Below are 23,665 nucleotides of genomic sequence, written 5' to 3' on the forward strand. Positions count from 1 at the left end.
AGCGCTGCCTTCAGATCCTCGACGAGGTCGGTGCGCTCCCATGAGAAGAAGTCGCCCTCGGGCTTGCGGCCGAAATGGCCGTAGGCGGCGGTCTTCCTGTAGATCGGCTTGTTGAGGCCGAGATGGGTGCGGATGCCGCGCGGGGTGAGGCCGCCCAGCTTCTCGATGCTCTGGATCGCCTGCTCGATCTTGTCGTCGCCCACCGTGCCGGTGCCATGCGTGTCGACATAGAGCGAGAGCGGCTTGGAGACGCCGATCGCATAAGCGAGCTGGATGGTGCAGCGCTTGGCCAGGCCCGCCGCCACGATGTTCTTGGCGAGGTAGCGCGAGATATACGCCGCCGAGCGGTCGACCTTGGTCGGGTCCTTGCCCGAGAAGGCACCGCCGCCATGCGGGGCCGCGCCGCCATAGGTGTCGACGATGATCTTGCGGCCGGTCAGGCCCGCGTCGCCGTCCGGTCCGCCAATCTCGAAGCTGCCGGTCGGGTTGATGTGATAGACCGTCTCGTCGCCGAGCAGCGCCGCCGGCATCACGTCGGCCACCACCTTCTTCACATAGGCGTGCAGCTGCGCTTCCTTCTCGCCCTCGTCATAGCCCGGCGCATGCTGGGTCGAGACCACGATCGCGGTCGCCGCCACCGGCACCCCGTTCTCGAAGCGCAAGGTCACCTGGCTCTTGGTGTCCGGCTCCAGGAACGGCGCCGCGCCAGAGTGGCGATCCGCCGCCATCTGCTCCAGGATCTTGTGGCTGTAATAGAGGGTCGCCGGCATCAGGTCCGGCGTCTCGTCGCAGGCGAAGCCGAACATGATGCCCTGGTCGCCCGCGCCCTCGTCCTTGTTGCCAGAGGCATCCACGCCCTGGGCGATATGCGCCGACTGCGCGTGCAGATGGTTCTGGAAGCTCAAGGTCCGCCAGTGAAAACCGTCCTGCTCGTAGCCGATCTCCTTGACCGTGTTGCGCACGGTCTTCTCGATCTCCTCCAGCGCCCCGTCGACCCAGCCGCCATTCTCGTACACGCCCTTGCACCGGATCTCCCCGGCAAGAACCACAAGCTGCGTCGTCGTCAGCGTCTCGCACCCGATCCGCGCCTCAGGATCCTTCGACAGGAACAAGTCCACAATCGCGTCCGATATCTGATCCGACACCTTGTCCGGATGACCCTCCGACACCGACTCCGACGTGAACAAATAACTACTGCGCATGGGATGCCTCTCTTTTTGATTGGGTGGTTGGCTGTGATGGAAAAATCTTGCGGAGCGCCTAGCGTGTCCGCTCGATGATGTAGCTCTCGTCGTTGAACCAGAGCTCGCCATTCTTGCGGAGGACGGAGCGGGTGGCGTCGAGATAATTGCTGTTGCTCATCGCCTCGGCGAGGCGCTCGTCGTCGATCTGCGCCACATAAGTGGCGGCGTTCCAGGCGGCGAGCAGAGTCGAGGTGCCGATCGACGCGCTCTCGCTATCGATCTCGTCGGGCAAGGTGTGCATCTCGTAACGGAACAGGGCCTCGCGATTAGGGAGCGGGTCGAAGCGATATTTGGCGGCATCCGCGCCCATGGCATCGCGCGTCGCATCGAGCAGTTCGCGGCGCGAGGTGGTGAAGGGATCTTCCTCCGGCCAGATCTTCTGGACGATCTCGATGCCCGGATCATTGCCTGCGGAATGGATGCCGAGCAGTCGGCCACCGACGCCGAGCGCCTTGGCGAGCGGCGCCAGCACGCGCCTGGCCTTGAAGCTGGTCGCGGCGCGCAGGCGGAAAGGCTGGCTCGCGAGAATGAGGTCGTAATTCGCGACCGGCTGGCCCTGCTTGGGAATGACCTGGTCGAGCAGGAACTTGCAGTCCTCGCGATAGAGGATGACGGTGGTCGGCGTCTCGGGGATCATGCTGCCCGTCTTCTCGCTGACCTTGGTCTTCCATTTTTCGGCGAGGAATGGCTGAAGCTCGAGGATCTGCCGCTCGAACTCGGCGGTCGTCGTGCCCTTCAGCGCGACTTCCTTCCAGACCATGTTCTTGGCCGCTTCCGGATTGGCCGGGTGCAGCCAGGGCGCGTCGGAATAAGAGATGTTGGTGAAGGCGAATACCATCTCGGGATGTTCGAGGAAGCGATCCGGCATCTTGTCGAGCGTGAGGCGCACATCCTCGAGGCTGATCTCCTTGCCCGCGATGAAGAAGGGGAAGCGCTCGAACTTGCGGTGCAGGGCGCGCAGGACGCGGGCCAACACAGTACCATCGCCCATTCCCGCGTCGAAGAAGCGCACTGAAGGGGGCCGTGGCGTGAGCGATTCAATTTCCTTGTGGACACGTTCGGACACCACCCACTTCTCCGAGCAGGTGTTCACGAACATCAGATATTTCTGGCGATTGTCGTAGAAGCGGAAGTTCTTCTCCGGCTCGTCCGTCGCTGCGGCGGCCGGCGGTGGCGCGCTCTTGGCCGGCGCGAGTGTCTGTTCGGTCGAAGCCATACCTCTCAAAACTCCTCATCCTCGGCTCGCCCGGTTCGGCAGCCCAACTCCATTGGATGCAGGGAAGACATTTTGCGGTCCTGTCGGTAAACCACATTCGGTCCCACCGGCCGCAGGTGGGCGGATGCCCATTGCGGGAAATATCTGGTTTTCCTGTGAATAGCGCGCTTTGCGAAGCGTTAGGACGAGGTGACATTTCTCGATTTCCTTCCGGCGACTCGCAAGCGTCGCTATGCGCATAATCACCTTTCTTTCGGTGCCTCCCTCGATAGAGTGGCGACACATCCGCAAAGGAGGAGAGGGGACGTGGCGCTCAACCCATCCATTTCGAGCAGTTCCGACCCCGCCGTGATCGATCCTGCGGGCGCGCATGTCGACGTGCCGGAACTGCGCCTGTTCGTCTTTGGCCTCTTCTTCGTCTTCGGTGGTATCACGAGCCTGAACGACGTCATCATTCCCAAGCTCAAGGAGCTGTTTACCCTCAATTATTTCCAGGCGATGACGATCCAGTCGGCCTTCTTCGCCGCCTATTTCTTCATCTCCATTCCCGGCGCGGCGATCGTTCGCAAAGTCGGCTATATGCGGGGCGCCGTGGTCGGGCTGGTCACGATGATGGCGGGCTGTCTGCTGTTCATTCCGGCCTCGTCGAGCGCGCGCTTCGGCCTGTTTCTCATCGCCCTGTTCGTACTGGCAAGCGGCATCACGATCGTGCAGGTGGTCGCCAATCCGCTGATCTCGCTGCTTGGCCCGGCACGCTCGGCGTCCAGCCGGCTCACCTTCGCGCAGGCATTCAATTCGCTGGGGACCACGATCTTTCCCTATGTCGGCTCGCTGCTGATCCTCGGCGGCCTCGCCGCCGTCTCGGCGAGCCAGCTCTCGGGCGCGACACTTGAAGCCTATCGTACGCAGGAGACGCGCGCGGTAGTGCATGCCTATCTCGGGCTGGCCGTGGCGCTCGGGGTCGTGGCGACGATGGTGTGGCTCTACCGCAACCGCCTTCCCGAGGAGACGCGCGGGCAGGGGTCGATCCTGCGCAGCTTCGATCTTCTCGGGCGACCGCGCTTCGGCTTCGGCGCGGCCTGCATTTTCCTTTATGTCGGCGCGGAGGTGTCGATCGGTTCGCTGATCGTCGCCTATCTCATGCAGTCGCATGTGCTGGGCCTGGCCGAGCAGGCGGCCGGCAAGCTCATCCCGCTCTACTGGGGTGGTGCTCTGGTCGGCCGGTTCATCGGCTCGGGCGTGCTGCGGCTGGTCAATCCGGGCAAGGTGCTGATGGGCGTGGCGCTGGGCGCGATCTGTCTGCTGGCGCTTTCCGCCGGGAGCAACGGGGCGGTGGCGGGTTATGGCCTGCTTGCGGTTGGCCTCATGAATGCGATCATGTTCCCGACCATCTTCAGTCTCGCCAGCGAAGGGCTCGGCGTCCGAGCGGCGGAAGGGTCCGGCGTGATCTGCGTGGCGATCGTGGGCGGCGCCGTGGTGCCGCCGCTGACCGGCTCGCTGGCCGATCTGAGCGGCAGCCTGAGCACTGCGCTGGCGCTGCCGGCGCTCTGCTATGCGGTGATCTCGCTATACGGGCTGTGGTGCGCGCGGCGGGCGCGGTAGGCTGTCCCATTGTGGCGCAAGGCGGCGGTGGAACAGCGTGTAAAAGTTTGTAACCATGCGTCCAATCGCATGACGACTCCCTATTTCCGGCCTAGATCGACAGATGAGGGGGCGTGGGAGCGAAGATGCGCATCGCAATTGTGGACGACGACGAAAGTTCGATCGAATTCGTGACCCAGGTGCTTGCTCAAGGCGGCCACAAGATCGTTGCCTTCCCACGCAGTCGGGACGTGCCCAATGCCTTGCGCCGCGAGACATTCGATTTGCTGATCCTCGACTGGAACATGCCCGACATGTCCGGAATGGACATTGTGGCGTGGGCGCGAGTGAACCTGCCCACCTGCCCACCGGTGATCATGCTCACCAGCCGATCGGACAAGGACGATGTCGCCGCGGCGCTCAACGCCGGCGCCGACGATTTCATCGTCAAGCCCGAGTCGGCCAATGTCATCGCCGCGCGGGTCGAGGCGCTGCTGCGGCGGACGAGCGCACAACCGGTCGACAGCCGCGTCGAGGCCCATGGTCCCTACGTCTTTGACCGGCTTGAGGAAACCGTTACACTGAATGGCGAGCAGGTCGTGCTCACCTCCAAGGAGTTCGCGCTTGCCCGGCTGTTCTTCGCCAATCTCCACAAGCCCTTGTCGCGGCGCTACCTGATGGAGGCGGTCTGGAAGTCCGTTGCCGAGCTTTCGACGCGGACGCTGGACATGCATGTCTCGCGAATCCGCGCCAAGCTGCAGCTGCGCTCGGACAATGGCTACCGGCTGCAGACCGTGTTCGGATATGGCTATCGACTCGAAAGCTTCTGAAATTGCGTAGCGCGGCGACCTTGCTGGCTGCCATTGCCGCGCTGCTCTTCGCGCCGGAAGCCCTGGCTCAGAAGGCGCCGTCGGTTCTCAAGCCGAAGCCGGACATGTTCGCCTATACGATGCAGAAAGGCGACAATCTCTACACGTTGGCTGGCCGCTATTTCCTGCATCTGTCCGATTATCGTGCGGTGCAGGGGCTCAACCGGATCGCCAATCCGCGCCGCATACCGGTCGGCAAGGTCATCGGCATTCCGGTCCGGCTGCTGCGTGTGGAGCTGCTCAGCGCCCGACTGGTCGCCGCGCGCGGCGATGTGCGGGCCTGGAACGGCGCGCGGATATTGCCCGTGAGCACGGGCATGGCCCTGCCGATCGGTACGGCGGTGGAGACCGGCGCCAACGGCTTCCTGACGATCGAGCTCCCCAATGGCTCGCGCACGACGCTGCCGACACGCAGCCGGATCGTGATCCGGCAGCTCCGCCGTTTCCTGCTCGGCGGCGCGATCGACTACGACCTCGAAGTGGGGGCCGGCAAGGCGGAGACCGAGGCGACCCCGCTCGGTCCAGGCAAGGGCGACCTGCGCGTGCGGACGCCGCGGGCAGTCTCGGCGGTTCGCGGCACGCGTTTCCGCGTGGGATATGACGGCGAGCAGACCAGTGCGGAAGTGCTGGAAGGCGTTGTCGGCGTGGGTGCGGGCAACGATCCGAGCGAGGCGGTCGAGGCGGGCTTCGGCGCGCGGATCGCATCCAACGGCCAGATCAGGGAGGAGGCGCTGCTGCCGCCGGTCGACCTTGTCGATCCCGGCAAGGTGCAGATCGACGACGAGGTCGATCTCCAGCTGAATGCCGTCGCGGAGGCGTCGGCCTATCATGTCCAGATCGGCAAGGACGCGGGCTTCGTCGATGTCGTTGCCGATCTGCTGGTCGTCCAGCCGGACGCGCGTTTTGCCAACATTGCCAACGGCAACTGGTTCGTCCGCGCGACGGCCATCTCGCAATCCGGCCTGGAAGGTCTCTATCAGACCTATTCGATGAAGCGGCGGCTGACCGGCCTCAGCGCGTCGGCGGAGGGCTCGTCCGACACCCTGCGCTTCCGCTGGAATGGTGCGGGGGAGGGGTGGCGCGTCTATCGCTTCCAGATGATGCGCGCGGATCCCGCGACCTTGCCGATCGTCGACGAAGGCGGGCTCGGTAATGAAGGCCTGGAACTGCACCATTTCGAGCCAGGCATTTATTATTGGCGCGTGGGCGTGCGGCAATTCGCGATGGAGGGATCGCAGGTCGAGATGACCGAGAAGTGGCTGCCCTTCGAGAAGCTGATCGTCGCGCCACAGGGCAAATAGGCATTGCTGTACCGTCGCCTCGCGGTCGAATGGCTGTTGGTGCTGCTGGCTGCCAGCCTATTCGTCGGTTGGGCCGCGCTCGGCGGGTGGACGCGCGCGCTCGACAACCGGTTCTATGATCTGGCCGCCAGCTGGGCGGCCGGGACACCCGATGACCGCATCCTGATCGTCGAGATCGATGACCGGAGCCTGCGCGATCTGGGCCGCTGGCCTTGGCCGCGCAATGTCCACGGAGCCCTGCTGGAGCGGCTTGCGGCGGCGCGGCCGCGCGCGATCGGCTATGATGTGTTGCTGCTCGAGCCATCGGAGGACGATCGTGCCGTCGCGGCAGCGATGCAGCGCGCAGGGCCGGTGCTGCTGCCCGCGCTGGTGTTGCGCGATCGCCGAACGGACGAGGTGACGCGGCCGACGCCCGTGCTGGACGGCGCGGCTGCGGGCATCGGTATCGCGGAGGTCATTCAGGACGAGGACGGCGTGGTCCGTACCGCCGACACGGAAACACCGGTCAACGGCCGCGCGTTTCCTCAGATGACGGCGATGCTGGCCCGCTACGCGCAGCCGGATCTGCAACTGCCGAAAGCCCAGCCTTTCCTTCTGCCCATGGCGCACGGCAAGGCCTTCCGCCGCGTGTCCTTCTCCAGCGTGGCCAGGGGCGAGGTGCCGGCGGCCTTCATCCGCGACAAGCTCGTCCTCGTCGGCGCCACGGCGGACGGCATGGGCGACATTTATCCGGTGCCGAGCGGGGCGGGCGGGCTTATGGCGGGAGTGCAGATCCAGGCCAATCTGCTCAACGCGCTCCTGACCGGCCGGACGATCGGCCAGGTGCCGGCCGCGATACTAGCGCTGTTCTCCTTGCTGCCCGTCTGGCTGCTGCTGGTGGCTTTCCTGCGCCTGCGGCCGGCGGTGAATCTGCGGCTGTCACTGGTCGCGATCGCCGGGATCATGGCCTTAAGCCTTGCGCTCGTGCCGTTGGCGCACCTCTGGCTGCCGCCGGGCGCGGCGCTGCTCGGCATCATTCTCGTCCATATGCTCTGGGGCTGGCGGCGGCTGGCGGCGATGAGCCAGTTTTTCGGGCAGCAGGCGGCGGCCCTGCAGGCGGAGCCCGGCATCGTCGCACGCCCGATGCGGCGTGAGACCATGTCCGATCCGGTCGCGCATGAGGCCCGGCAATTGCAGGAGATTATCGGCCAGCTGCGCACGCTGCGACAGTTCACCGCCGATGTGGTCGAGCGCCTGCCGGACGCCACATTGGTCATCGACGAGCGCGAAACGATCGTGCTGGCGAATGCTGGGGCGAACCGGCTGTTCGGCGGGAGCGCGCAGGGGCAGACGCTGGCCGTATTCGTCACCCATCTGTGTACGAGCGCAATCCGCGACGGCAATCGGATCAGTTGCCCGGGTGGCGAGACCCTGATCATGACGGATGCGCCGTTGGTTGGCGGCGGGCGGATCGTACGCTTCGCCGACATGACCGACCTCCAGCGCGCGACCGACGAGCGCGAGGAAGTGCTGCAGTTTCTGACCCATGATCTGCGCTCGCCCCATGCCGCGATCCTTACCTTGCTCGAAACACGCGCGCTTGTGGATGGCAGGGAAATCGCGCCTTCGCTGGTCGAGCGCATCCGCAGGCATGCGGGCCACGGACTGCGCCTCGCCGACGATTTCGTCCAACTCGCGCGGGCGCGCCGGCGGCCGATCGAGCCACAGCCGGTCGACCTGTGCGACGTCGCGCGCGAGGCGGTCGATATGGTTTGGCCACGCTCGGTCGAGCGCGCGATCCGCATCGATAACGGCTCCGATCAGGGCGAGATTTGGGTGATGGGCGATCACGCGATGCTGCTGCGCGCGACCGTCAATCTGCTCGACAATGCTGTCAAGTTCGCGCCAGAGGGCGCTCACGTCGACATCGCCGTCGTGGGCTCGGGCGACCGGGCCCGGCTCATCGTGTCCGGCCCGGGTCCGGAGATGCCGCCCGGCAGGGCTGAGCGCCCCTTCGCGCTTTATGCCGAGGGACGCGATGTCGGCGGCCGCGTCAGCATTGGCTTGGGGCTTGCCTTCGTTCAGGCAACGGCCACCCGCCATGGCGGCACCGCGGCCTATCATCACGAGCCCGGCTATGGTGCGACCTTCTCGATCATGTTGCCTCGGGCAGATGAGGATTGAACCCGCGCGCCGGCTGGTTCCACGGCCCGGCGCTAATCCCTGGCGCGCCGCCCGCCGGTCTCGCTCGACGATCCCTTGGTGAGGGCTGTCACGGCCTTATCGGCGAGATTTTCGATGCTCGCATCGATCGCGGCTCTGCAATGATGTTCCTCGGCCCAGGCGCGGGTGACAGGCAGATCGCTGGCGGGGCCGTAATAGGTCAGGACGAGGCGGTAGGTGCGCTCCTTGCAGGATTGCAGGAATCGTTTGCCCTTGGCTGCCGACAACTCAGCGCCCCCGATCACCGCGATGCCCGTCGAGGCAGGGCGGTCGGTGATGCCGATCTCCAGGCGCGCGGCGGCATCTGGTGCCAAGACGTAGCCATGCTTTCCGAGCGCCGCGATCACCGCATCCTGCGCCCTCGCGGCGATGGCAGGGCCATCGGGACCGATGCCGATGATCGTCACGGCCTGCCCAGCGGCGAGCGGTGCGCCGGCAGCGCCTGCGTTCAGATGGACGTGACTGGTGCAGGACGCCGTCATGGTCAGGATCGATGCGCAGATCAGGCGGGGGACGACGGGACGCAGGATTGCGGGCGATCTGTTCCGGGAAGCTGGTGCGCGCATCGTATCATCCTCATGCCAGACCGAGCGGTCCGAGCACAAGCGTAGGATCAGGATGGCGAAGAAGCGTGCCGGGCAATCCGGGCAAGCGCGTCCTTGATTGGCGAACGCAGCCAAATCAGGAGATCCCGTTCCGACAGCAGTAGCGGCGCCGTCGGCTCGCCGCCGTCCATAACCAGCGCGAAGCGCGCCCGTTCGCCTGGCGCGGCGGCCCAGACGCCGGCGACGCAGGCGAAGTGGCCAGGCGCCGGAGACATCCACAGGTGCGACCAGACATCGCGATCCCGAACCGGCACCGAATAGCGCGTGAGTGGCACCACACACCGGTGTCGGGCCAGCTTGCGGACGGCGCGCGCGCCTTTGACGAGTTCCATGGCGCAGACCGTCGCGTCGACCTTCTGCCCTACCGGGACCGGATTGGCCGCTTCGCCCCACTGCATCCAGTCGAAGGTAAGGCTCCCGCCCGCACCGTCATAGAGGACGAGCCCGATGCCGCCGGGCAGGACCAGCGCGTCGCACGGAGCATCGGGAGGTGGCGCGGTATCGGGAATGAGCTGATCCAGCGGCGCCCGTTCGTAGCTCAGCACCGGTTCGATCCGGCGCGCCTCGCGAAAGAGCGAGGTCAGAGGCATAGCAGCATCCCGCGGGTTTGGCGCGCCGTTCCCAAACGGCAGGGCCAATTGGGTGGGTCGCGGCGGAAACATGCTGCTGGTGGCATGCTGGCGTACCTGCCGGGGCTTATCGAGAAAGCGCCTGGCGAGACGATCCGCCAGCGATACGGGGTGCGCTGCCGCGAAATCGGCCTCGACTTCAGCGCCGGCCGATAGATCGACGTGCGGTGTGACGACGATCTCGCGCATCATCAAAACGCTGATTTGATGGTTTTGTCGGCTTCCTTCGCGACGCCATGTCGGAGCGACGAGCCTCGATGCGCCAAGCGCGCAAATCCAGAGCATTTCATCATGCGACCCCCGTCATTCCGTTTTCTGGAACGATCTTGTGCCCTCTCGGGTGGTCGTCTCTATAGAACGTCTCGGCCGGCAAGCCTTGTAAAATCTGCACCGGCAAAGAAGGCGACGCGAATTGGGCCGCGAGAAGAGTGGCGGGATGGTCGCCGCGCTAAACAGGGAGGATCTGGCACCACCGGGCCAGCAGCATCGAAAATAGCCCGATGGTCCCAGATCGCAAGGTGGAATGACCCGGCGGAATAATCGTTCCCGCGCGAAGCAATTTTCCTTCAGATCATTTTACCTCATCCGGCACTTCTGCCTCGGACTCCCGGCGCTTCCAGGCGGAATATCCGATCAACGCAATGGTCGCGCCGGCTGCCGCCAGCAGGAGGCGGTTGCGTCGGGCGAAATGGCCAGCGACGCGAAGGAGCGGGCCGGCCTGTCGCAGCGCACCGCCCGCACGGTTGCTGGGCTGGTGACCGCGAAGGGATTGCGCGACGGACTTGGACGTCGACAGCGCCAGAGCGGAAATCGCGTGACCCGCACTTTCGGCGGCAGAGGCGGCTCTGGGAAGACCGGTCTCCCTGAGGCTCTGCGCTCTGCTTTTGAGCGCCCCAATAGCGTCGCGCCCGTTGGCATGCTGAGCTGCGCTGAGGCCCGAGAGTTTCATGCTCATTCTCCGTCTGCAGTCATGGATCCCCAGTCGAGGGAACGACCGCGCCTGCGGTTGGTTCCGCGGACGGCCAGGGCGGGCTGCTGCTGCCAGCTGCATGATGGGAGAGGAGTTGGCCGGTTCCCGTTTTGGGGGGTGAGGAGGGTCGGGAACCGGCCAGGCCGAACTGACATCTCGGGGGCAGGTGGATGCCAGCTTCGATCCCAAAATGCGCCTCGCACGGGTTGGTTCCCGCCCTCGAAAAAAATAAATTTGTTGTCGGCGGGGTCCGGGAACCCATAAAGTCGTCCTGTTCTCGCGGGACTTTCCCGCCGTTTATCGCGCCCTCAAAACCGGGCGTTTCAAGGCTTAAGGAGGCTCTTCGACATGGCCCTTTCCGATCTGATCGCCAGGCAGCTTCCCTATTTGCGCCGCTATGCCCGCATCCTCACCGGCTCGCAGTCGCTGGGTGATGGCTTCGTGCGCGAGCTGCTGGAAGCCGCGCTAGCCGATCCGCAGGTCCGCGAGCAGGTTTCCACACGCGTTGGTCTGTTCGCGGCCTTCACCAAGATTTACGCGGGCGCCGGTGCTCAACTGGAAGTGTCCGGTGCAGGCACGCCGGAGGATGCGACCGTGGCGAGCCGGCTCGAACTGGTCACGCCGCGCGCGCGCCAGGCGCTTCTGCTCAGTTCGGTCGAGGATTTTTCGGCGGCCGAGATCGCCGAGATTCTCGATTGCCCGGAAGCGGATGTGCCCGCGCTTATCGACAGCGCGGTGGAGGAAATTGACGCGGGCAGCCGCTCCGATGTGCTGATCATCGAGGATGAGCCGCTGATCGCGCTGCAGATCGAGGAGATCGTGACGTCGCTCGGCCATAATGTGGTGGGGACGGCGACGACCCACGCCCAGGCCGTGGCGCTGTTCGACGCTCATCGGCCGGAGCTCGTGCTGGCGGACATTCAGCTGGCAGACGGCAGCTCGGGCATCGATGCGGTCAACGAGATCCTGGCGAAATTCTCGGTGCCGGTGATCTTCATCACTGCCTTCCCGGAGCGCCTGCTGACCGGCGAGCGGCCCGAACCGACCTATCTCATCCCCAAGCCGTTCAGCGACGATTTTGTGCGAGCCACGATCGGCCAGGTGATCTTCTTCGGATCGACTGCTCCGCTCAGGTGAGAGGCGACACCACGCCCGTCCGGTCGGCCCGCAGGCGGAACGACTTGGGCGCTCGCAGCGGGATCGAGAACTGACAACGCAGACCGGTGCTCGGAAACTCGATCGTGATCGGGGTTCCGAGTTCCTGCGCGAGCGCCCGCTCGATGAGATTGAGACCGAAGCCGCGCTTGGCCGGCTCGCTGGCCGCAGGTCCGCCCCGCTCTTCCCACTGCACCGAGACGGCCTCGCCCACGATATGCCAGTGGATGCTGACGTGGCCCTCATTGGTGGACAGGGCGCCATAGCGGATGGCATTGGTCAGCAGCTCATGGAGCGCCAAACCAAGGGACAGCGCGTCGTTGGGCGAGATGAGCACGTTGGGGCCGTCGATCCGGATCCGGTCCTCGGCATGGTCGTGAGAGCTGAGCTGCGCCTCGACCAATGCTTTGAGATCGGTCGGCCCCCACTGCGCGCCGTCGAGCAGCGAATGGCTGGCGGCGAGCGCGCGCACGCGCTCCAACAGATTGTTGGTGAAGCTGTTCAGGTCGGTGGCGTTGCGTCGGGTGAGTGCGATGATCGAGGTAACGTTGGAAAGCGAGTTCTTCACGCGATGATTGAGTTCGCGTACGAACGCGGCGCGCTCGGTTTCACGATCAGCCTGCGCCGAGAGCAACGATTGCAAATCCTCGTTCCGCCGCTGGACGAGCAGGATATAGGCCAGCAGCAATAGCGAGAAGGACACGCCGCCGACCAGCACCACGAGCGTCAGCGGCGAGAGGCCGTGCATAGACCGCTGGGAGAAGCGCAGGATCCAATGCTGACCAAACACGGACAGGTTCTGCTCAATCGGACGGCTGGTTTCTTCATCGCCTTGACCGGAGGAAAAGATCAGTTCCCTGCCGCCGTTGGTGGCGTCGAAAATCTCGACACGACCGCTCGATAGCAGATCGGATTTGACGGCCGCGCGGATAAAGTCCTGCGTTCGGATGGCGCCATAGACAAAGCCCTTGAACCGATGGTCTCCATTAATGGCATTCACCGGAAGATAGACGATCAGCCCCGGCGTGGTCTTCCGGTTGCGATCGACCACGAGCTGGATCGGATCGGTGGCGGCCATGGCACCGGTCCGGCGCGCGCGGTCCATTGCGTCGCGCCGGCGCGCCTCGCTGTACATATTGAAGCCGAGCAGTGTGAGATTGCTGGGGGTCCTGGGTTCCAGCATGGTGATGACATGGACCGTCTGATCGCGAGAGGTAGGCTCTGGCGAGATATGAAAATCGGGATGGCCCTCGCTCGCCATGCGCGCCGTCAGCGCAGGCAGATCGCGGCGGCTGACTGCCTCCGACCAACCTAAAGCGGCGACACCGCTCAGATCATAATCGAGACGAAGGCGATCGACGAACTGGTGGAAAAATTCCGGCGACACGGTCTGCGCGCTGACGAACAGTGCGCTGGTCGCTTCGAAATAGGCACTGTTGGCGGCCGCCTGGCGAGTGATAGCGGCAGCGATCTCCGTGCCCTGCGCGGCCGCGTCGGCGCGATTGGTCCGAGCGGTGGCAAGCTCGACCGACCATGCGCTCGCACACACCAGGGTCAACATGAATAGGAATACGCCAATCGGTGTAGCGCGGGGATAGTCGCGAAGCCACCGATCGAAGCGGCTCTTCGCCCACTCGCCCAATTTCCGCCCCTTCATCGCCCCCGCCAAGTTTATGCCTCCCAACCGCTGGAACTCTTTCATTCCCAGTTCGTTCCAATCCCGTCCAACGCTCTATCGGGGAGAAGCCTCATGGCGAATATCGCGCTCCAGTCCAAGCCTGAGGACGTGTCGACCGACACGGGTCTTGCGCGCGCGGACACGGACGCGGTCGCCGAGGAACTCGCAAATGCGCTCGCTGATAGTTTCTCGTTATATCTAAAGACGCTTGGCGTTCACTGGAATGTCGTTGGCTCGAATTTCTACGGGCTGCACAAGCTGACTGAAACGCAATATCTGGATCTTGGCACAGCGATTGATGCGCTTGCCGAACGAATCCGCGCGCTCGGTCATATCGCTCCCGCAGCGTTCGGGGATTATGCGGATCGCAGCGTGGTCGAGAGCAAGGCGACGATCGCGACGGCCGAAGCCATGATCCAGGCGCTGGTGAAGGATAATGAGGCAGTGGCGCGCCGCCTCCGCAAGGCGGTGGGGCTGGCGGCTGTGGCCGACGATGTCTTCACGGCCGACATGCTCACTGCACGCATCGGCCAGCACGAGCAGAACGTATGGATGTTGCGTGCCATTGCCTCGTGATCGCCATGACAAGGGGGCGCATCAAACCGGCCTGGTCGCGCGTGACGCAGGCGTATCAATTGAAGCAGAGGGGCTTTTCGTCTGACCGTGGAATATCAACTCGACAATCTCGCGCACGAGAGGGCAAGTAGGGGGATGTCCAGCAACCCCAAGTCCCCGGATGGCAAGCAAGCCGAGCGCAAGGCTCGCGCCAAGCCCGTCTGGGCCGAGGGCCTCAGGCGCATGTATGACGAAGTGGTGGATGAGAAATTGCCCGACGACTTCGTTGACCTCCTGAAGAAGCTGGATACGAACAGTGACGGCAGCTGACACACCCCAAGGCTTCGATTTTCGGGTCGAATTGACACGGGTGCTTCCGCATCTTCGCGCGTTCGCGCGCGGCTTGTGCGGTCGCCCGGACTATGCCGACGATCTCGTCCAGGAAGCCATGCTCAAGGCGTGGGCGGCGCGGGATTCGTTTCAGCCCGGCACGAGCATGCGCAGCTGGACGTTCGTCATCCTGCGCAACGTCTATCTCAGCGAAGCGCGGCGCAACCGCTTCCGCGGAGACTATGATCCCGACATGGCCGAGAAACTGCTGAGCCAGCCGGCCGGCCAGGAGGATGGCCTCCACATGGGCGATCTGCGCACTGCGATGATGCGGCTATCCCCCGAGCGGCGCGAGGCGCTGTTGCTCGTCGGCGCGGGCGGGTTCAGCTATGAGGAAGCCGCTGACATTGCCCAATGCGCCGTCGGCACGATGAAGAGTCGCGTCGCCCGCGCGCGCCGCAGTCTCGAGGACATGCTGACCGGCGACGGAACCAGCGGAATCAAGTTCAAGACGCAGTCGGTCGATCATACCGAGATGCTCGAAGAGCTGGATCGCGTCGCCCATCACCGCTGACTAGCGAGGAACCGCCTCCGGTCCCGCGCATTGTGCGGGAACCGGTGGTGATGCCGGCTTCCCTTAATCGCAGGCAGATCCCCCTCCGTGGCCAGTCTCAGTCAATATCCCAAGCTCGCTTATCCGCACATCCGCCTGAATGGCCCGGTCGATCTCGCCATGTACAACAGCTTCCGTTCGGTCATGAACAATCCGCCGGCGGACGAAATCGTGATCGCGCTGACAACGCTTGGCGGCGATCCGGAAGTCGCGCGGGTCATGGGCGAGGATATTCGCCTGTTCGGCGAGCAGACCGGGAATAATGCGCTCTTCCTCGGAAAGGTGGCCGTCTATTCCGCCGGGGCGACGTTCATGAGCTATTTTCGCCGGGAGAACCGGTTCCTCACGCACGGGACGCGCATCCTTATTCACGAGCGGCAATTGCACAAGACGGTCGAGCTCGGCGGACCCTTGCGCGCCTGCGCCGATCAATTGCGCGCGACGCTCAACGAGATCGAAGAGTCGATCCGCATCGAGGAGGAAGGCTTCGCCAATCTCATTGTCCAGTCCAATATTCCGATCGAGGATGTGCGCCAGAAGGCGCCGCACAACTGGTATCTCGATGCCGAGGAAGCGATGCGTTTGGGCCTTGTTCTTGACGTAATCTGACGGCGCCGCGCGGCCAGTGGGGAAACCGGCCGGCGGCTGAGGCGTTGTCCGCCCATGGATCCCAAGGAGTTCACGAGCGACGCGCGCACCGAGGCCGAGCCCCTCTGGGAAGCAGGTGTCGATCCGCGCCGCCGGAATAGACTGCGCCGCGCGCACCGGCGGTGGCAGCGCCTGCCATTGCCGGTTCGCATCCTTGCCTGGGCGCTGCTCATCCTCTTCACGGCCTGGCTGATCCTCTACATCACCAAGGGTCGCTTCCTGAAGCATCCCGCCGAGCGTTTCGCCACATCGCTGTTGTCCCGCGACGTGAAAGTCGAAGGCGATTTCCAGCTCTATTTCGCGCCCTTCTCGCTCAAATTCTATGCCGAGGGGCTGACTGTCGCCAATCCCGATTGGGCGAAGCAGGATGGTTCTTTCTTCAAGGCGGATGTGATCGACACTCGCATCTCGACCCGCCGCCTCATTTTCGGCAATCGCACGATCAAGGCGCTCGCGTTGAAAGGCGGAACGGTCGACCTGCGCTGGTCGCGCGAGGGCGATCGCAACACCTGGACGTTTGGCGACCCCAACAGGAAGGGCAAGCCGCTCGAATTGCCGCGCATCTGGCGCGCGATCATCAGCGGCTCGCAGGTCCATTACGAGGACCCGCGCCTGCAGCTTTACACCGACGTCAAGATCGACACGGTGCTCGCGAGCGATCGGGCAATCGACAATGCCATCACTTTCACCGGCACCGGCCGGATGCGAGCGTCGCCCTTCACGATGACCGGCAGCCTGCTCACGCCTAACGCGACTGTGGCGGGCGGCGAGAACAAGTTCGCGCTGCACGGCCGGTCGGCAACCGCCTATCTCGACGTCACGGGCACGCTCGATGCCCCCACGCAGCTGGAAGGCGCCAGGCTGGACATGGCCGTGTATGGCACTAACCTCGCAGATCTGTTCGATTTCCTCGGCGTCGCCGTGCCGGACACGCGCTCCTATCGGTTCAAATCAGATGTCACCTATATCGATCAGGCTTGGAAGTTCGCGCGGCTGCGCGGCGTGTTTGGTGAGAGCGATCTCAACGGCAACATGACGATCACCATGCCCAACGACCGACTGCTGATCGAGGCTGATCTCGCCACGCAGCATCTGCATATGATCGATATCGCGCCGTTCGTCGGTTATAATGCGCAGCGGATCGAGGCTAAGGGTGCGAATGGCCTGGTCCAGCAGGTGCAGGGCACGCCGCGTATCCTGCCCGACGCGCCATTGCGTGTGGAGGCGATCAAGCGCTTCGATGCCAAGGTGCATTACAAGGTACGCGATGTGATGGGGCAGAACTTGCCCATCTCGAACATCGCGCTGGCACTTGACCTCGATAAGTCGCTGCTCAAGCTCTCGCCTCTGACCTTCGACATGGCCGGCGGTCATGTCTGGTCGGACATCGCCATCAATGCCCGGCGGATGCCTGTCCACACCGATTACGACATCCGACTCTCGCCGACGCCGATGGGCAAGCTGCTCGGTCGCTGGGGCGTCGAGGAGAGCGGCACCAGCGGCACCATCAATGCGCGCGTCAAGATGAGTGGCGAGGGTGACACCGTGCGCAAGTCGCTGGCGACATCGAATGGCCGGATAGCCGTCATCCTGCCCAAGGGCTCAATGTGGACGCGCAACGTCCAGCTCGCCGAGCTCGACATCGGCGTGTTCATCCAGAAGATGTTCGAGAAGAAGCTGACCGAGCCGGTGCAGATCAATTGCGGCCTCATCGCCTTCACCGTGCGTGACGGCATCGCGTCGGCCGACCCGATCCTGATCGACACGCAAAAGAATGTCATGTTGGGCCGCGGCGCCTTCAGCTTCCGCGATGAGCGCCTCGATCTCGCCGTGCGCGCGGACGGCAAGAAGTTCAGTCTCTTCTCCGGCCAGTCGCCCATTGGCGTGAACGGCTTTTTCGCGAAGCCGGGCATTAATCCCATCTCGCCGGAACTGCTTGCTCGCGCTGGCCTGAGCCTCGGCCTTGGCGTGGCAGCGTCGCCTTTGGCCGCAATCATTGCCTTCATCGACGTGGGTGATGCCAAGTCCGCCGCCTGCGGGCCGGTTCTGGCCGGGGCTCAGGCTACCGCGCAGCGCACGACCAAGGGCAAGCCCCGCGACGATGTCGGCCACGGTACGCCGTCCAAGCGCGAGGATAGGCGCTGAAATTTTGGAACTGGGCGGCTAGCTCACCATGGCCATCAGGTCCGCAATCAGATTGGCTTCCTCGGCCGGCTTGTCGGTTCGGATTCGCGCGATCCGGGGGAAGCGCATCGCGAGGCCCGATTTGTGGCGCTTGGAGAGATGGATGGAATCGAACGCGACTTCCAGCACGAGCGTCTTTTCGACTTCGCGCACCGGGCCGAAGCGGTTGGCCGTGTGCTTGCGGACATATGCGTCGAGCCATTTCAGCTCCTCGTCGGTAAAGCCGAAATAGGCTTTCCCGACCGGGAGCAGTTCACCGCCCTGATCGGGGGGAGCAGTCCAGCAGCCGAAGGTATAGTCGGAATAATAGGAGGATCGCTTTCCTGAGCCGCGCTGGGCATACATCAGGACGCAATCGGCCGCGAGCGGCTGACGCTTCCATTTGTACCAAAGGCCGACCTTGCGCCCGCCGGAATAGATGCTGTCCCGCCGCTTGAACATCAGGCCCTCATAGGCCTGGGTGCGCGCGTCATCGCGCAGCTGGACGAGTGTTTCCCAATCCGACGCCTCGATGACTTGCGAAAGGTCGAAGCGATCCGGCGGCAATTGCACGATCGCCCGCTCCAGCCGCGCACGGCGCTGCATCCAGGGGAGGGCGCGCAGATCGTCCCCGTCTTCGACCAACAGGTCGTAAAGTCGCACGAACGCCGGAAATTCGTCCAGCATTGCACTGGTGACCTTCTTGCGCCCCAGCCGCTGCTGGAGCGCATTGAAACTCCCTGCCTCGCCGCCCTGGACGTCGCCGCGCACCAGCAGTTCGCCGTCCATCACCGCGCGAATATTATAGGCGGAGGCGATCTCCGGGAAGGCGCCGCTTATCTCCTCGCCGCCGCGGCTGAACAGCTTCGTGGAGCTGCCATCGCCAATGAGCTGGATGCGGATGCCGTCCCACTTCCATTCGACCGCAAAGGCCTTGAGATCGAGTGAGCCCTCCTCCAGCGGATGCGCGAGCATGAAGGGCTTGAAGGCGAGGGGATCGATAGCCGGCTTCTGTCCCTCGGGTGTCGTGGCCCAGGCGAACAGGTCGGCATAGGGTGGCTTTGCACCGTGCCAATGCTCCTCCACTTCGTCCACGTCGAGATTGAACGCCCGAGCGAAAGCGGTGCGTGCGAGGCGACCGGAGAGGCCGATGCGCAGCGCACCCGTCGCCATCTTGAGCAGCGCGAAACGACCGTCGGCCTCCAACCGGTCGAGCAGACGGGAAAGCTCGGCGATGACCGTTGAGCGCGACATGCCGGCCATGGTCTCGACTGCCTCGGAAACGGTGGGCGGCGGCTTGTCGCTCGGCTGGCGTGGCCAGATCAGGCTCGCCGTCTCGGCCGTGTCGCCGACAAAATCGCGCGACAGCGAATAGAGCAGCGGGTCGACGCGGGTCGCGACGACATCGCGGATGGTGGATGCCTTGACGGCCGGGAAGTTCAATCCGCTGGTCAGGGCGGCCAGTGCCCAGCCGCGATCCGGATCGGGCGTTTCGCGCAGGTAGGCGGCGACGAGCGCGATCTTGTCGTTGCGCGAGCGCGTGTAGATCAGGCGATCGAGCAGGGCGGCGAAGCGCTCCATGTCTCAGTTCTCATCCTCATCGTCATAACCCACCAGATCGAGCGCGCGTGCTCGGATCTGGTGCAGCCCGCACCAATGCACCAGCGCATCCTCGCGACCATGGGTGATCCAGGTCTCCTGCGGCGCCAGTTCGACGATGGTGCTGGTCAATTCTTCCCAGTCGGCATGATCCGAGATGACCAAAGGCAGCTCGATCGCGCGCTGTACCCCGCGCTGGCGCACCCGCATCCAGCCGGAAGCGAAGGCCTGAAGCGGATCGGGCAGGCGCCGGGTCCAGCGATCACCGAGCGCGGAGGGCGGACAGATGACGATCTTGCCCCTGAGGTCGTCGAGTGGCGTGTCTGCGACCAGCGCCAGTGGCCCGAGCGGAACGCCATGCGCCTCGTAGAGCGCGCACATCTTCTCCATGGCGCCGTGCAGATAGATGGTGTCGGAGAAACCGCGCGCGCGCAGTTCCGCGATAATCCGCTGCGCCTTGCCGAGTGCGTAGGCGCCGACCAGCACGCAGCGATCCTGCCGCTCGACCAGCGCGCCAACCAGTTTGTCCAGCTCCAAGGCGATCGGCGGATGGACGAAAACGGGCAAGCCGAACGTCGCCTCGGTGATCAATATGTCGCAGGGCGTCGGTTCGAAGGGCGCACAGGTCGGATCCGGGCGGCGCTTATAGTCGCCCGTGACGATCACGCGCTCGCCGGCCCGTTCCAGCAGGATCTGCGCGGAACCGAGCACATGACCAGCCGGTAGGAAGGTCGCGGTGATGCCGTCGCCAAGCGACACGGTGTCGCCATAATCGACCGGCCTGGGGCTCGACTGCTCGCCGTAGCGCAGTGCCATGATTGCAAGCGTCGGCGCGGTGGCCATGACGTGGCCATGCCCGCCGCGCGCATGATCGGCATGACCATGTGTGACCAGCGCCTTGCCGACCGGGATCGAGGGATCAATCCAGCAGTCGACCTCCGGCAGATAGATGCCCTGCTTCTCTGCGCGTAGCCAGCCGAGACCGTTACTCATGACTGCGTTTGCCTTGGGGGCTTGCGATGGCGCATGGTCGGTCCAAGGTAGGATTGCCGCAGGCCGGTGTCGAGGGCTGGGAACCTCAGCTCATCGCTCGATCATCTTTCCATGGACGCCGCGGCTGGCCGATGGCAAACCGCCTCCAATGCCACCAAGTTCCATTCCATCGCTGGTCCTCTTGGTCGAGGATCATGCCGTGATCGCGATGAATACGGAGATATTGCTGCTTGATCTCGGCGTTGCGGAGGTAAAGGTCGCTGCCTCTCTTGCCGGCGCCCTGGCGCTGATCGAGACGACGTCCTTCGATTTCGCCATTCTCGACGTGAATCTGGGGGAAGGCGAAAACTGCCTGCCCATCGCTGAGCGCCTGACTAGGGACGGTGTCCGGTTCGCCTTTGCGACCGGCATGGGAGATGAAATGGTTCTTCCAGAGGCTTATGGCGATGCGATGATACTCAAGAAGCCCTATGGCTTCGAGGACTTGGCACACCTCTTGAGCGATGAACCGAACTCCGAATAATCCCCCGATCGGAACTAACGTCTGCACCAGCTATTCTATGACAACATAGCATAGGAGGCAGATCATGGGTATTATCATTCTTTTGATCGTGGGCGGCGTTATTGGTTGGCTTGCAAGCCTGATCATGCGCACGGACGCGCAGCAAGGTATTTTCCTCAATATCGTCGTCGGCATTGTCGGCTCGGTGCTGGCTGGGCTTCTGCTGTCGCCGGTGCTTGGCACCCCGCCAGTCACCGCCGGTGTCATTTCGCTGAGCACGATCGTGGTGTCGCTGCTCGGTGCAGTGGTCCTACTTGCCGCCGTCAATCTCATTCGTCGGGGCAGTATCCGCTAAGGCCTTCTGATGGTCGGGGCGCCGGGCCGGCGAGGGCCGGCGTCCTTTCCCATTCAGGCAGCGTTGCGGCTCGATCGTCTGGGCGCTGCCGTCTTGGCCACGGTCGCCGACGTGATCTTATGAGGCAGCTTGCTCACAAATTCGGCGAGCGGCACGGGGCGGCCGACATGATAGCCCTGGATGATGTCGCATTCCATGCCGGCCAGAGCGTCCAGCACCTGTTGATCCTCCACGCCCTCCGCAACGACCCGCATGTCGAGCTCATGCGCGAGCTTGATCGTGGAATTGATCAGCACCGCGTCGGAGCGGCTGGTCAGCACTTGGCGCACAAAACTCTGGTCGATCTTGAGCTCGGACGCTGGCAGGCGCTTGAGATAGGACAGAGTCGACTGGCCGGTGCCATAATCGTCAATTGAAATGAGGATTCCGAGTGCCCGCAGGCTCTCCAGTTCGGCCATGCCCTGATCATCCGTCATGGTCGCGGACTCGGTGATTTCCAGCGTAAGCTTCTCGGCGGGCATGCCATAGGTCTCAAGCAGGTCGCGGAGCGGCGCCTCAAGCTTGTTCTTGCCGAGCATCCGCATCGACAGGTTGACCGCTACCGAGAGGCCAAGCGGCGCGAAATCGGCAATGGCGCGCTCAAGCACGTAAAGCGTGAGCTTGTCGATGCGACCGGCGTCCTCGATCGCGCGGACGAAGCGGTCCGGCCGGATGAAGCCGCGGTCGGGATGGATCCAGCGGATCAGCGCCTCGGCACCGGTGATCGCATTGGAGTGGAGATCGAGCTTGGGCTGATAGGCGACCCAGACGTCGCCACGGCCCAGTGCCTGTTCGAATTCGTTGAGGATCGAGAGTTTCCAGAAGACTTCGTCCTCGTCAGTCTCGTAGCGCTCCCAGAGGATGCCGCGATTGATCGCGTTGGTCGCGGCCATGACCGCCTTGGGCAGGGCGTCCTCTACCGACAGCGCGGTCTCGTCGCAGAAGCCGGCGTTCAGGGTGATGTCGACGGTGAGCTGTTCGACCTGCACGCCGGGTGCGAACAGCGCCTCCAGACCCTCGAGGCTGGCCACGACCTCTGGCACGTCTTCCTTGCTGCGCCACGCGAAGCTGTGATTGTCGATCTGGTAGATGCGCTCATGGCCGGCCGCGAGGATCAGGCGATCGCGGATCTTGTTGAGCAATTTGCCTTGCGCGGCGAAGCCGAGCAGCGCTGTCGTTTCGACATAATTGCGCAGGCACACGACGACCATGACCCCATCATTGCGCTCATCGAGTTCCATCGCGGCGAGATTGGGCAGACCTGCCTCTGCGGACTTGGTGATGCGGTCGAGCATTGCCTGGGCCATGGTGAGAAAGGCCTGAGTGAGCAGAGCGGCGGCCGTGGCGAGACTTGCCGCGCCGATATCGAACCTGATGATCGAGAAATGCTCGACGAGAATTTGCACGGGGGCAAATGTGAACAGGCTCAGCGCCAAGGCGCCATAGCGCCAGCGTGGCTTGAGCAGCATCGCACCACTCACGAGAAGCAGCGCGGTCAAGATGGCGGGCCAGTCGCCTAACTCGATCGGCCGCCCGGCATGGAGCGTCTCCGCGGCGGCGGCCTGGACATACATGCCGGCGATCTTCTTGTGCGCAGGTACGCTGATCTGATCGCCCAGGCCGAATGCATCCGGACCGATGAGGACGCTCTTACCCCGGAAAAAATCCTTGGGGAACCGTCCTGCGAGCACGTCCGCATAGGAGATCGACGGAAAGCTTCGCGGCCAATAGGCCCAATCGATCAGGACTTTGCCCGCATCGGCATAGTGCGTGCCCGCGAGCGCCTGCGACATCATCGGCAGCGTCTGACCGAGCACGGGCGCGGTGAGGCTGGTGTGGCGGTGAAACTGGTCGTCGTCGCTCTGTACCCAGATGCTGACCGGGGTCACATAAGGAAGCAAGGTCGCGTTTGGCAGCGCCTCCTGTTTCTCCTCGCCATTGGCGAGATTGCCGAGCAGGGCCGCGAAATAGATGTCGGCCTTGGTCTGGGCCAGGGCCTGGGCGAAAAGCTGGTCCTGCCGCGGATCTGCGGACGGCTGGTCGAAGATGATGTCGACGGCGATGCGACGGGCCCCGGCGCGATCGATCGCTGTGATCAGATCACCGTGACGGCTGCGCGGCCAGGGCCAGATGCCGAGCGACTTGATGCTCGGTGTGTCGATCAGCACGAGGACGATGTCGCCGCTCGGCGTCTTGGGGAAATGTTCGTAGCCGGCTGCACGGACCCGATTGTCAATATCGCGGCCGGCACCGGCCAGCGCTACAGCAAGCCCGATCAGGCAAGCCGTGCCAAGCACGAGGCTGCGAGCCGTTTTCGTCAGGCTCGCCAATAGGCGCAATCGAAACATGGTCCAAACTCTCGGCGGAACGGACCGCCGCGCTCGGTTTATCGCAGCCAACTATGAAGAAGTTCTTCCC

General features: G+C 64.0%; 21 protein-coding genes. 12 read left to right on the plus strand and 9 right to left on the minus strand.

Annotation, left to right across the window (positions count from 1 at the left end):
* Both metK and KK488_RS18810 read right to left on the minus strand, forming a co-directional pair.
* A partial coding sequence (metK, locus tag KK488_RS18805) for a methionine adenosyltransferase (RefSeq protein WP_214625253.1) occupies positions 1-1,202 on the minus strand: 1,202 nt, incomplete at its 3' end.
* A gap of 58 nt (positions 1,203-1,260) precedes the next feature.
* Positions 1,261-2,460 carry a hypothetical protein gene (locus KK488_RS18810; RefSeq protein ID WP_214625254.1) on the minus strand — a complete coding sequence of 400 codons (1,200 nt, stop codon included), beginning with the start codon at positions 2,458-2,460 and terminating at the stop codon, positions 1,261-1,263.
* A 306-nt stretch (positions 2,461-2,766) separates the two neighbouring features.
* Here KK488_RS18810 and KK488_RS18815 point away from each other — a divergent pair, with 306 nt between their 5' ends.
* The 4 genes from KK488_RS18815 to KK488_RS18830 all read left to right on the plus strand — a co-directional run bounded on the left by KK488_RS18815 (position 2,767) and on the right by KK488_RS18830 (position 8,374).
* On the plus strand, positions 2,767-4,062 hold the full coding sequence (locus KK488_RS18815) for a sugar MFS transporter (protein ID WP_214625255.1): 1,296 nt from the start codon (positions 2,767-2,769) through the stop codon (positions 4,060-4,062).
* A 125-nt stretch (positions 4,063-4,187) separates the two neighbouring features.
* Entirely contained in the window at positions 4,188-4,871 is a 684-nt protein-coding gene (locus tag KK488_RS18820; RefSeq protein WP_214625256.1) for a response regulator transcription factor, read from the plus strand.
* A 2-nt stretch (positions 4,872-4,873) separates the two neighbouring features.
* On the plus strand, positions 4,874-6,211 hold the full coding sequence (locus KK488_RS18825) for a FecR family protein (RefSeq protein WP_214625257.1): 1,338 nt from the start codon (positions 4,874-4,876) through the stop codon (positions 6,209-6,211).
* A gap of 3 nt (positions 6,212-6,214) precedes the next feature.
* Entirely contained in the window at positions 6,215-8,374 is a 2,160-nt protein-coding gene (locus KK488_RS18830) for a CHASE2 domain-containing protein (protein ID WP_214625258.1), read from the plus strand.
* A gap of 32 nt (positions 8,375-8,406) precedes the next feature.
* On the opposite strand, the gene KK488_RS18835 is transcribed toward KK488_RS18830, so the two are convergent.
* From KK488_RS18835 to KK488_RS18845, 3 genes are all read right to left on the minus strand, one after another.
* Entirely contained in the window at positions 8,407-8,979 is a 573-nt protein-coding gene (locus KK488_RS18835; protein WP_214625259.1) for a DsrH/TusB family sulfur relay protein, read from the minus strand.
* A 47-nt stretch (positions 8,980-9,026) separates the two neighbouring features.
* Positions 9,027-9,839 carry a hypothetical protein gene (locus KK488_RS18840; RefSeq protein WP_214625260.1) on the minus strand — a complete coding sequence of 271 codons (813 nt, stop codon included), beginning with the start codon at positions 9,837-9,839 and terminating at the stop codon, positions 9,027-9,029.
* 379 nt (positions 9,840-10,218) lie between these two features.
* The gene (locus KK488_RS18845) at positions 10,219-10,602 is read right to left on the minus strand and encodes a hypothetical protein (RefSeq protein WP_214625261.1); all 384 of its coding nucleotides are present in this window, start codon (positions 10,600-10,602) and stop codon (positions 10,219-10,221) included.
* 363 nt (positions 10,603-10,965) lie between these two features.
* Here KK488_RS18845 and KK488_RS18850 point away from each other — a divergent pair, with 363 nt between their 5' ends.
* The gene (locus tag KK488_RS18850; protein WP_214625262.1) at positions 10,966-11,754 is read left to right on the plus strand and encodes a response regulator; all 789 of its coding nucleotides are present in this window, start codon (positions 10,966-10,968) and stop codon (positions 11,752-11,754) included.
* Here the strand turns inward: KK488_RS18850 and KK488_RS18855 are convergent.
* Positions 11,747-13,333, minus strand: coding sequence for a CHASE domain-containing protein (locus tag KK488_RS18855; RefSeq protein ID WP_214625263.1), 1,587 nt, complete (start codon positions 13,331-13,333; stop codon positions 11,747-11,749). The two genes, KK488_RS18850 and KK488_RS18855, sit on opposite strands and share 8 nt — an antisense overlap.
* A 189-nt stretch (positions 13,334-13,522) precedes the next feature.
* Here KK488_RS18855 and KK488_RS18860 point away from each other — a divergent pair, with 189 nt between their 5' ends.
* From KK488_RS18860 to KK488_RS18880, 5 genes are all read left to right on the plus strand, one after another.
* Positions 13,523-14,026 (plus strand): Dps family protein, encoded by a 504-nt coding sequence (locus KK488_RS18860; RefSeq protein ID WP_214625264.1) that lies wholly within the window; start codon positions 13,523-13,525, stop codon positions 14,024-14,026.
* Between the two features lie 135 nt (positions 14,027-14,161).
* Entirely contained in the window at positions 14,162-14,335 is a 174-nt protein-coding gene (locus tag KK488_RS18865) for a NepR family anti-sigma factor (protein ID WP_214625265.1), read from the plus strand.
* A complete protein-coding gene (locus tag KK488_RS18870; RefSeq protein WP_214625266.1) occupies positions 14,322-14,909 on the plus strand; it encodes a sigma-70 family RNA polymerase sigma factor in 588 nt (195 codons plus the stop codon). Before KK488_RS18865 ends, KK488_RS18870 begins: the two co-directional genes overlap by 14 nt.
* Positions 14,910-14,996: 87 nt before the next feature.
* Positions 14,997-15,557 (plus strand): ATP-dependent Clp protease proteolytic subunit, encoded by a 561-nt coding sequence (locus tag KK488_RS18875; RefSeq protein WP_349356936.1) that lies wholly within the window; start codon positions 14,997-14,999, stop codon positions 15,555-15,557.
* Positions 15,558-15,611: 54 nt separating this feature from the next.
* Positions 15,612-17,741, plus strand: a complete 2,130-nt coding sequence (locus KK488_RS18880) for an AsmA family protein (RefSeq protein WP_214625267.1) — start codon at positions 15,612-15,614, stop codon at positions 17,739-17,741.
* An 18-nt stretch (positions 17,742-17,759) separates the two neighbouring features.
* On the opposite strand, the gene KK488_RS18885 is transcribed toward KK488_RS18880, so the two are convergent.
* Complete coding sequence (locus KK488_RS18885) at positions 17,760-19,340, minus strand: cisplatin damage response ATP-dependent DNA ligase (protein ID WP_214625268.1); 1,581 nt, start codon at positions 19,338-19,340, stop codon at positions 17,760-17,762.
* Positions 19,341-19,343: 3 nt separating this feature from the next.
* Positions 19,344-20,351, minus strand: a complete 1,008-nt coding sequence (locus KK488_RS18890; RefSeq protein ID WP_214625269.1) for a ligase-associated DNA damage response exonuclease — start codon at positions 20,349-20,351, stop codon at positions 19,344-19,346.
* A gap of 148 nt (positions 20,352-20,499) precedes the next feature.
* Between KK488_RS18890 and KK488_RS18895 the strand changes: the two genes are divergently transcribed.
* Complete coding sequence (locus KK488_RS18895) at positions 20,500-20,874, plus strand: response regulator (RefSeq protein ID WP_214625270.1); 375 nt, start codon at positions 20,500-20,502, stop codon at positions 20,872-20,874.
* Positions 20,875-20,938: 64 nt separating this feature from the next.
* Positions 20,939-21,208: a GlsB/YeaQ/YmgE family stress response membrane protein gene (locus tag KK488_RS18900; protein ID WP_214625271.1), complete on the plus strand. Its 270-nt coding sequence runs from the start codon at positions 20,939-20,941 to the stop codon at positions 21,206-21,208.
* A 53-nt stretch (positions 21,209-21,261) separates the two neighbouring features.
* Here the strand turns inward: KK488_RS18900 and KK488_RS18905 are convergent, their stop codons facing one another.
* A complete protein-coding gene (locus KK488_RS18905; protein WP_214625272.1) occupies positions 21,262-23,595 on the minus strand; it encodes an EAL domain-containing protein in 2,334 nt (777 codons plus the stop codon).
* Positions 23,596-23,665 lie beyond the last annotated feature (70 nt).

Origin of the sequence: Sphingobium nicotianae, assembly GCF_018603885.1 — a bacterium.
Classification (GTDB): domain Bacteria; phylum Pseudomonadota; class Alphaproteobacteria; order Sphingomonadales; family Sphingomonadaceae; genus Sphingobium; species Sphingobium nicotianae.

Excerpts from the sequence above, each read along its gene's own strand:
- KK488_RS18900 (WP_214625271.1), top strand. The coding sequence starts at position 20,939 with ATGGGTATTATCATTCTTTTGATCGTGGGCGGCGTTATTGGTTGGCTT.
- KK488_RS18880 (WP_214625267.1), top strand. The coding sequence starts at position 15,612 with ATGGATCCCAAGGAGTTCACGAGCGACGCGCGCACCGAGGCCGAGCCC.
- KK488_RS18905 (WP_214625272.1), bottom strand. The coding sequence starts at position 23,595 with ATGTTTCGATTGCGCCTATTGGCGAGCCTGACGAAAACGGCTCGCAGC.
- KK488_RS18885 (WP_214625268.1), bottom strand. The coding sequence starts at position 19,340 with ATGGAGCGCTTCGCCGCCCTGCTCGATCGCCTGATCTACACGCGCTCG.
- KK488_RS18855 (WP_214625263.1), bottom strand. The coding sequence starts at position 13,333 with ATGTTGACCCTGGTGTGTGCGAGCGCATGGTCGGTCGAGCTTGCCACC.
- KK488_RS18850 (WP_214625262.1), top strand. The coding sequence starts at position 10,966 with ATGGCCCTTTCCGATCTGATCGCCAGGCAGCTTCCCTATTTGCGCCGC.
- KK488_RS18820 (WP_214625256.1), top strand. The coding sequence starts at position 4,188 with ATGCGCATCGCAATTGTGGACGACGACGAAAGTTCGATCGAATTCGTG.
- KK488_RS18865 (WP_214625265.1), top strand. The coding sequence starts at position 14,162 with ATGTCCAGCAACCCCAAGTCCCCGGATGGCAAGCAAGCCGAGCGCAAG.
- KK488_RS18860 (WP_214625264.1), top strand. The coding sequence starts at position 13,523 with ATGGCGAATATCGCGCTCCAGTCCAAGCCTGAGGACGTGTCGACCGAC.
- KK488_RS18840 (WP_214625260.1), bottom strand. The coding sequence starts at position 9,839 with ATGATGCGCGAGATCGTCGTCACACCGCACGTCGATCTATCGGCCGGC.
- KK488_RS18810 (WP_214625254.1), bottom strand. The coding sequence starts at position 2,460 with ATGGCTTCGACCGAACAGACACTCGCGCCGGCCAAGAGCGCGCCACCG.
- KK488_RS18890 (WP_214625269.1), bottom strand. The coding sequence starts at position 20,351 with ATGAGTAACGGTCTCGGCTGGCTACGCGCAGAGAAGCAGGGCATCTAT.
- KK488_RS18835 (WP_214625259.1), bottom strand. The coding sequence starts at position 8,979 with ATGCGCGCACCAGCTTCCCGGAACAGATCGCCCGCAATCCTGCGTCCC.
- KK488_RS18845 (WP_214625261.1), bottom strand. The coding sequence starts at position 10,602 with ATGAGCATGAAACTCTCGGGCCTCAGCGCAGCTCAGCATGCCAACGGG.
- KK488_RS18895 (WP_214625270.1), top strand. The coding sequence starts at position 20,500 with ATGCCACCAAGTTCCATTCCATCGCTGGTCCTCTTGGTCGAGGATCAT.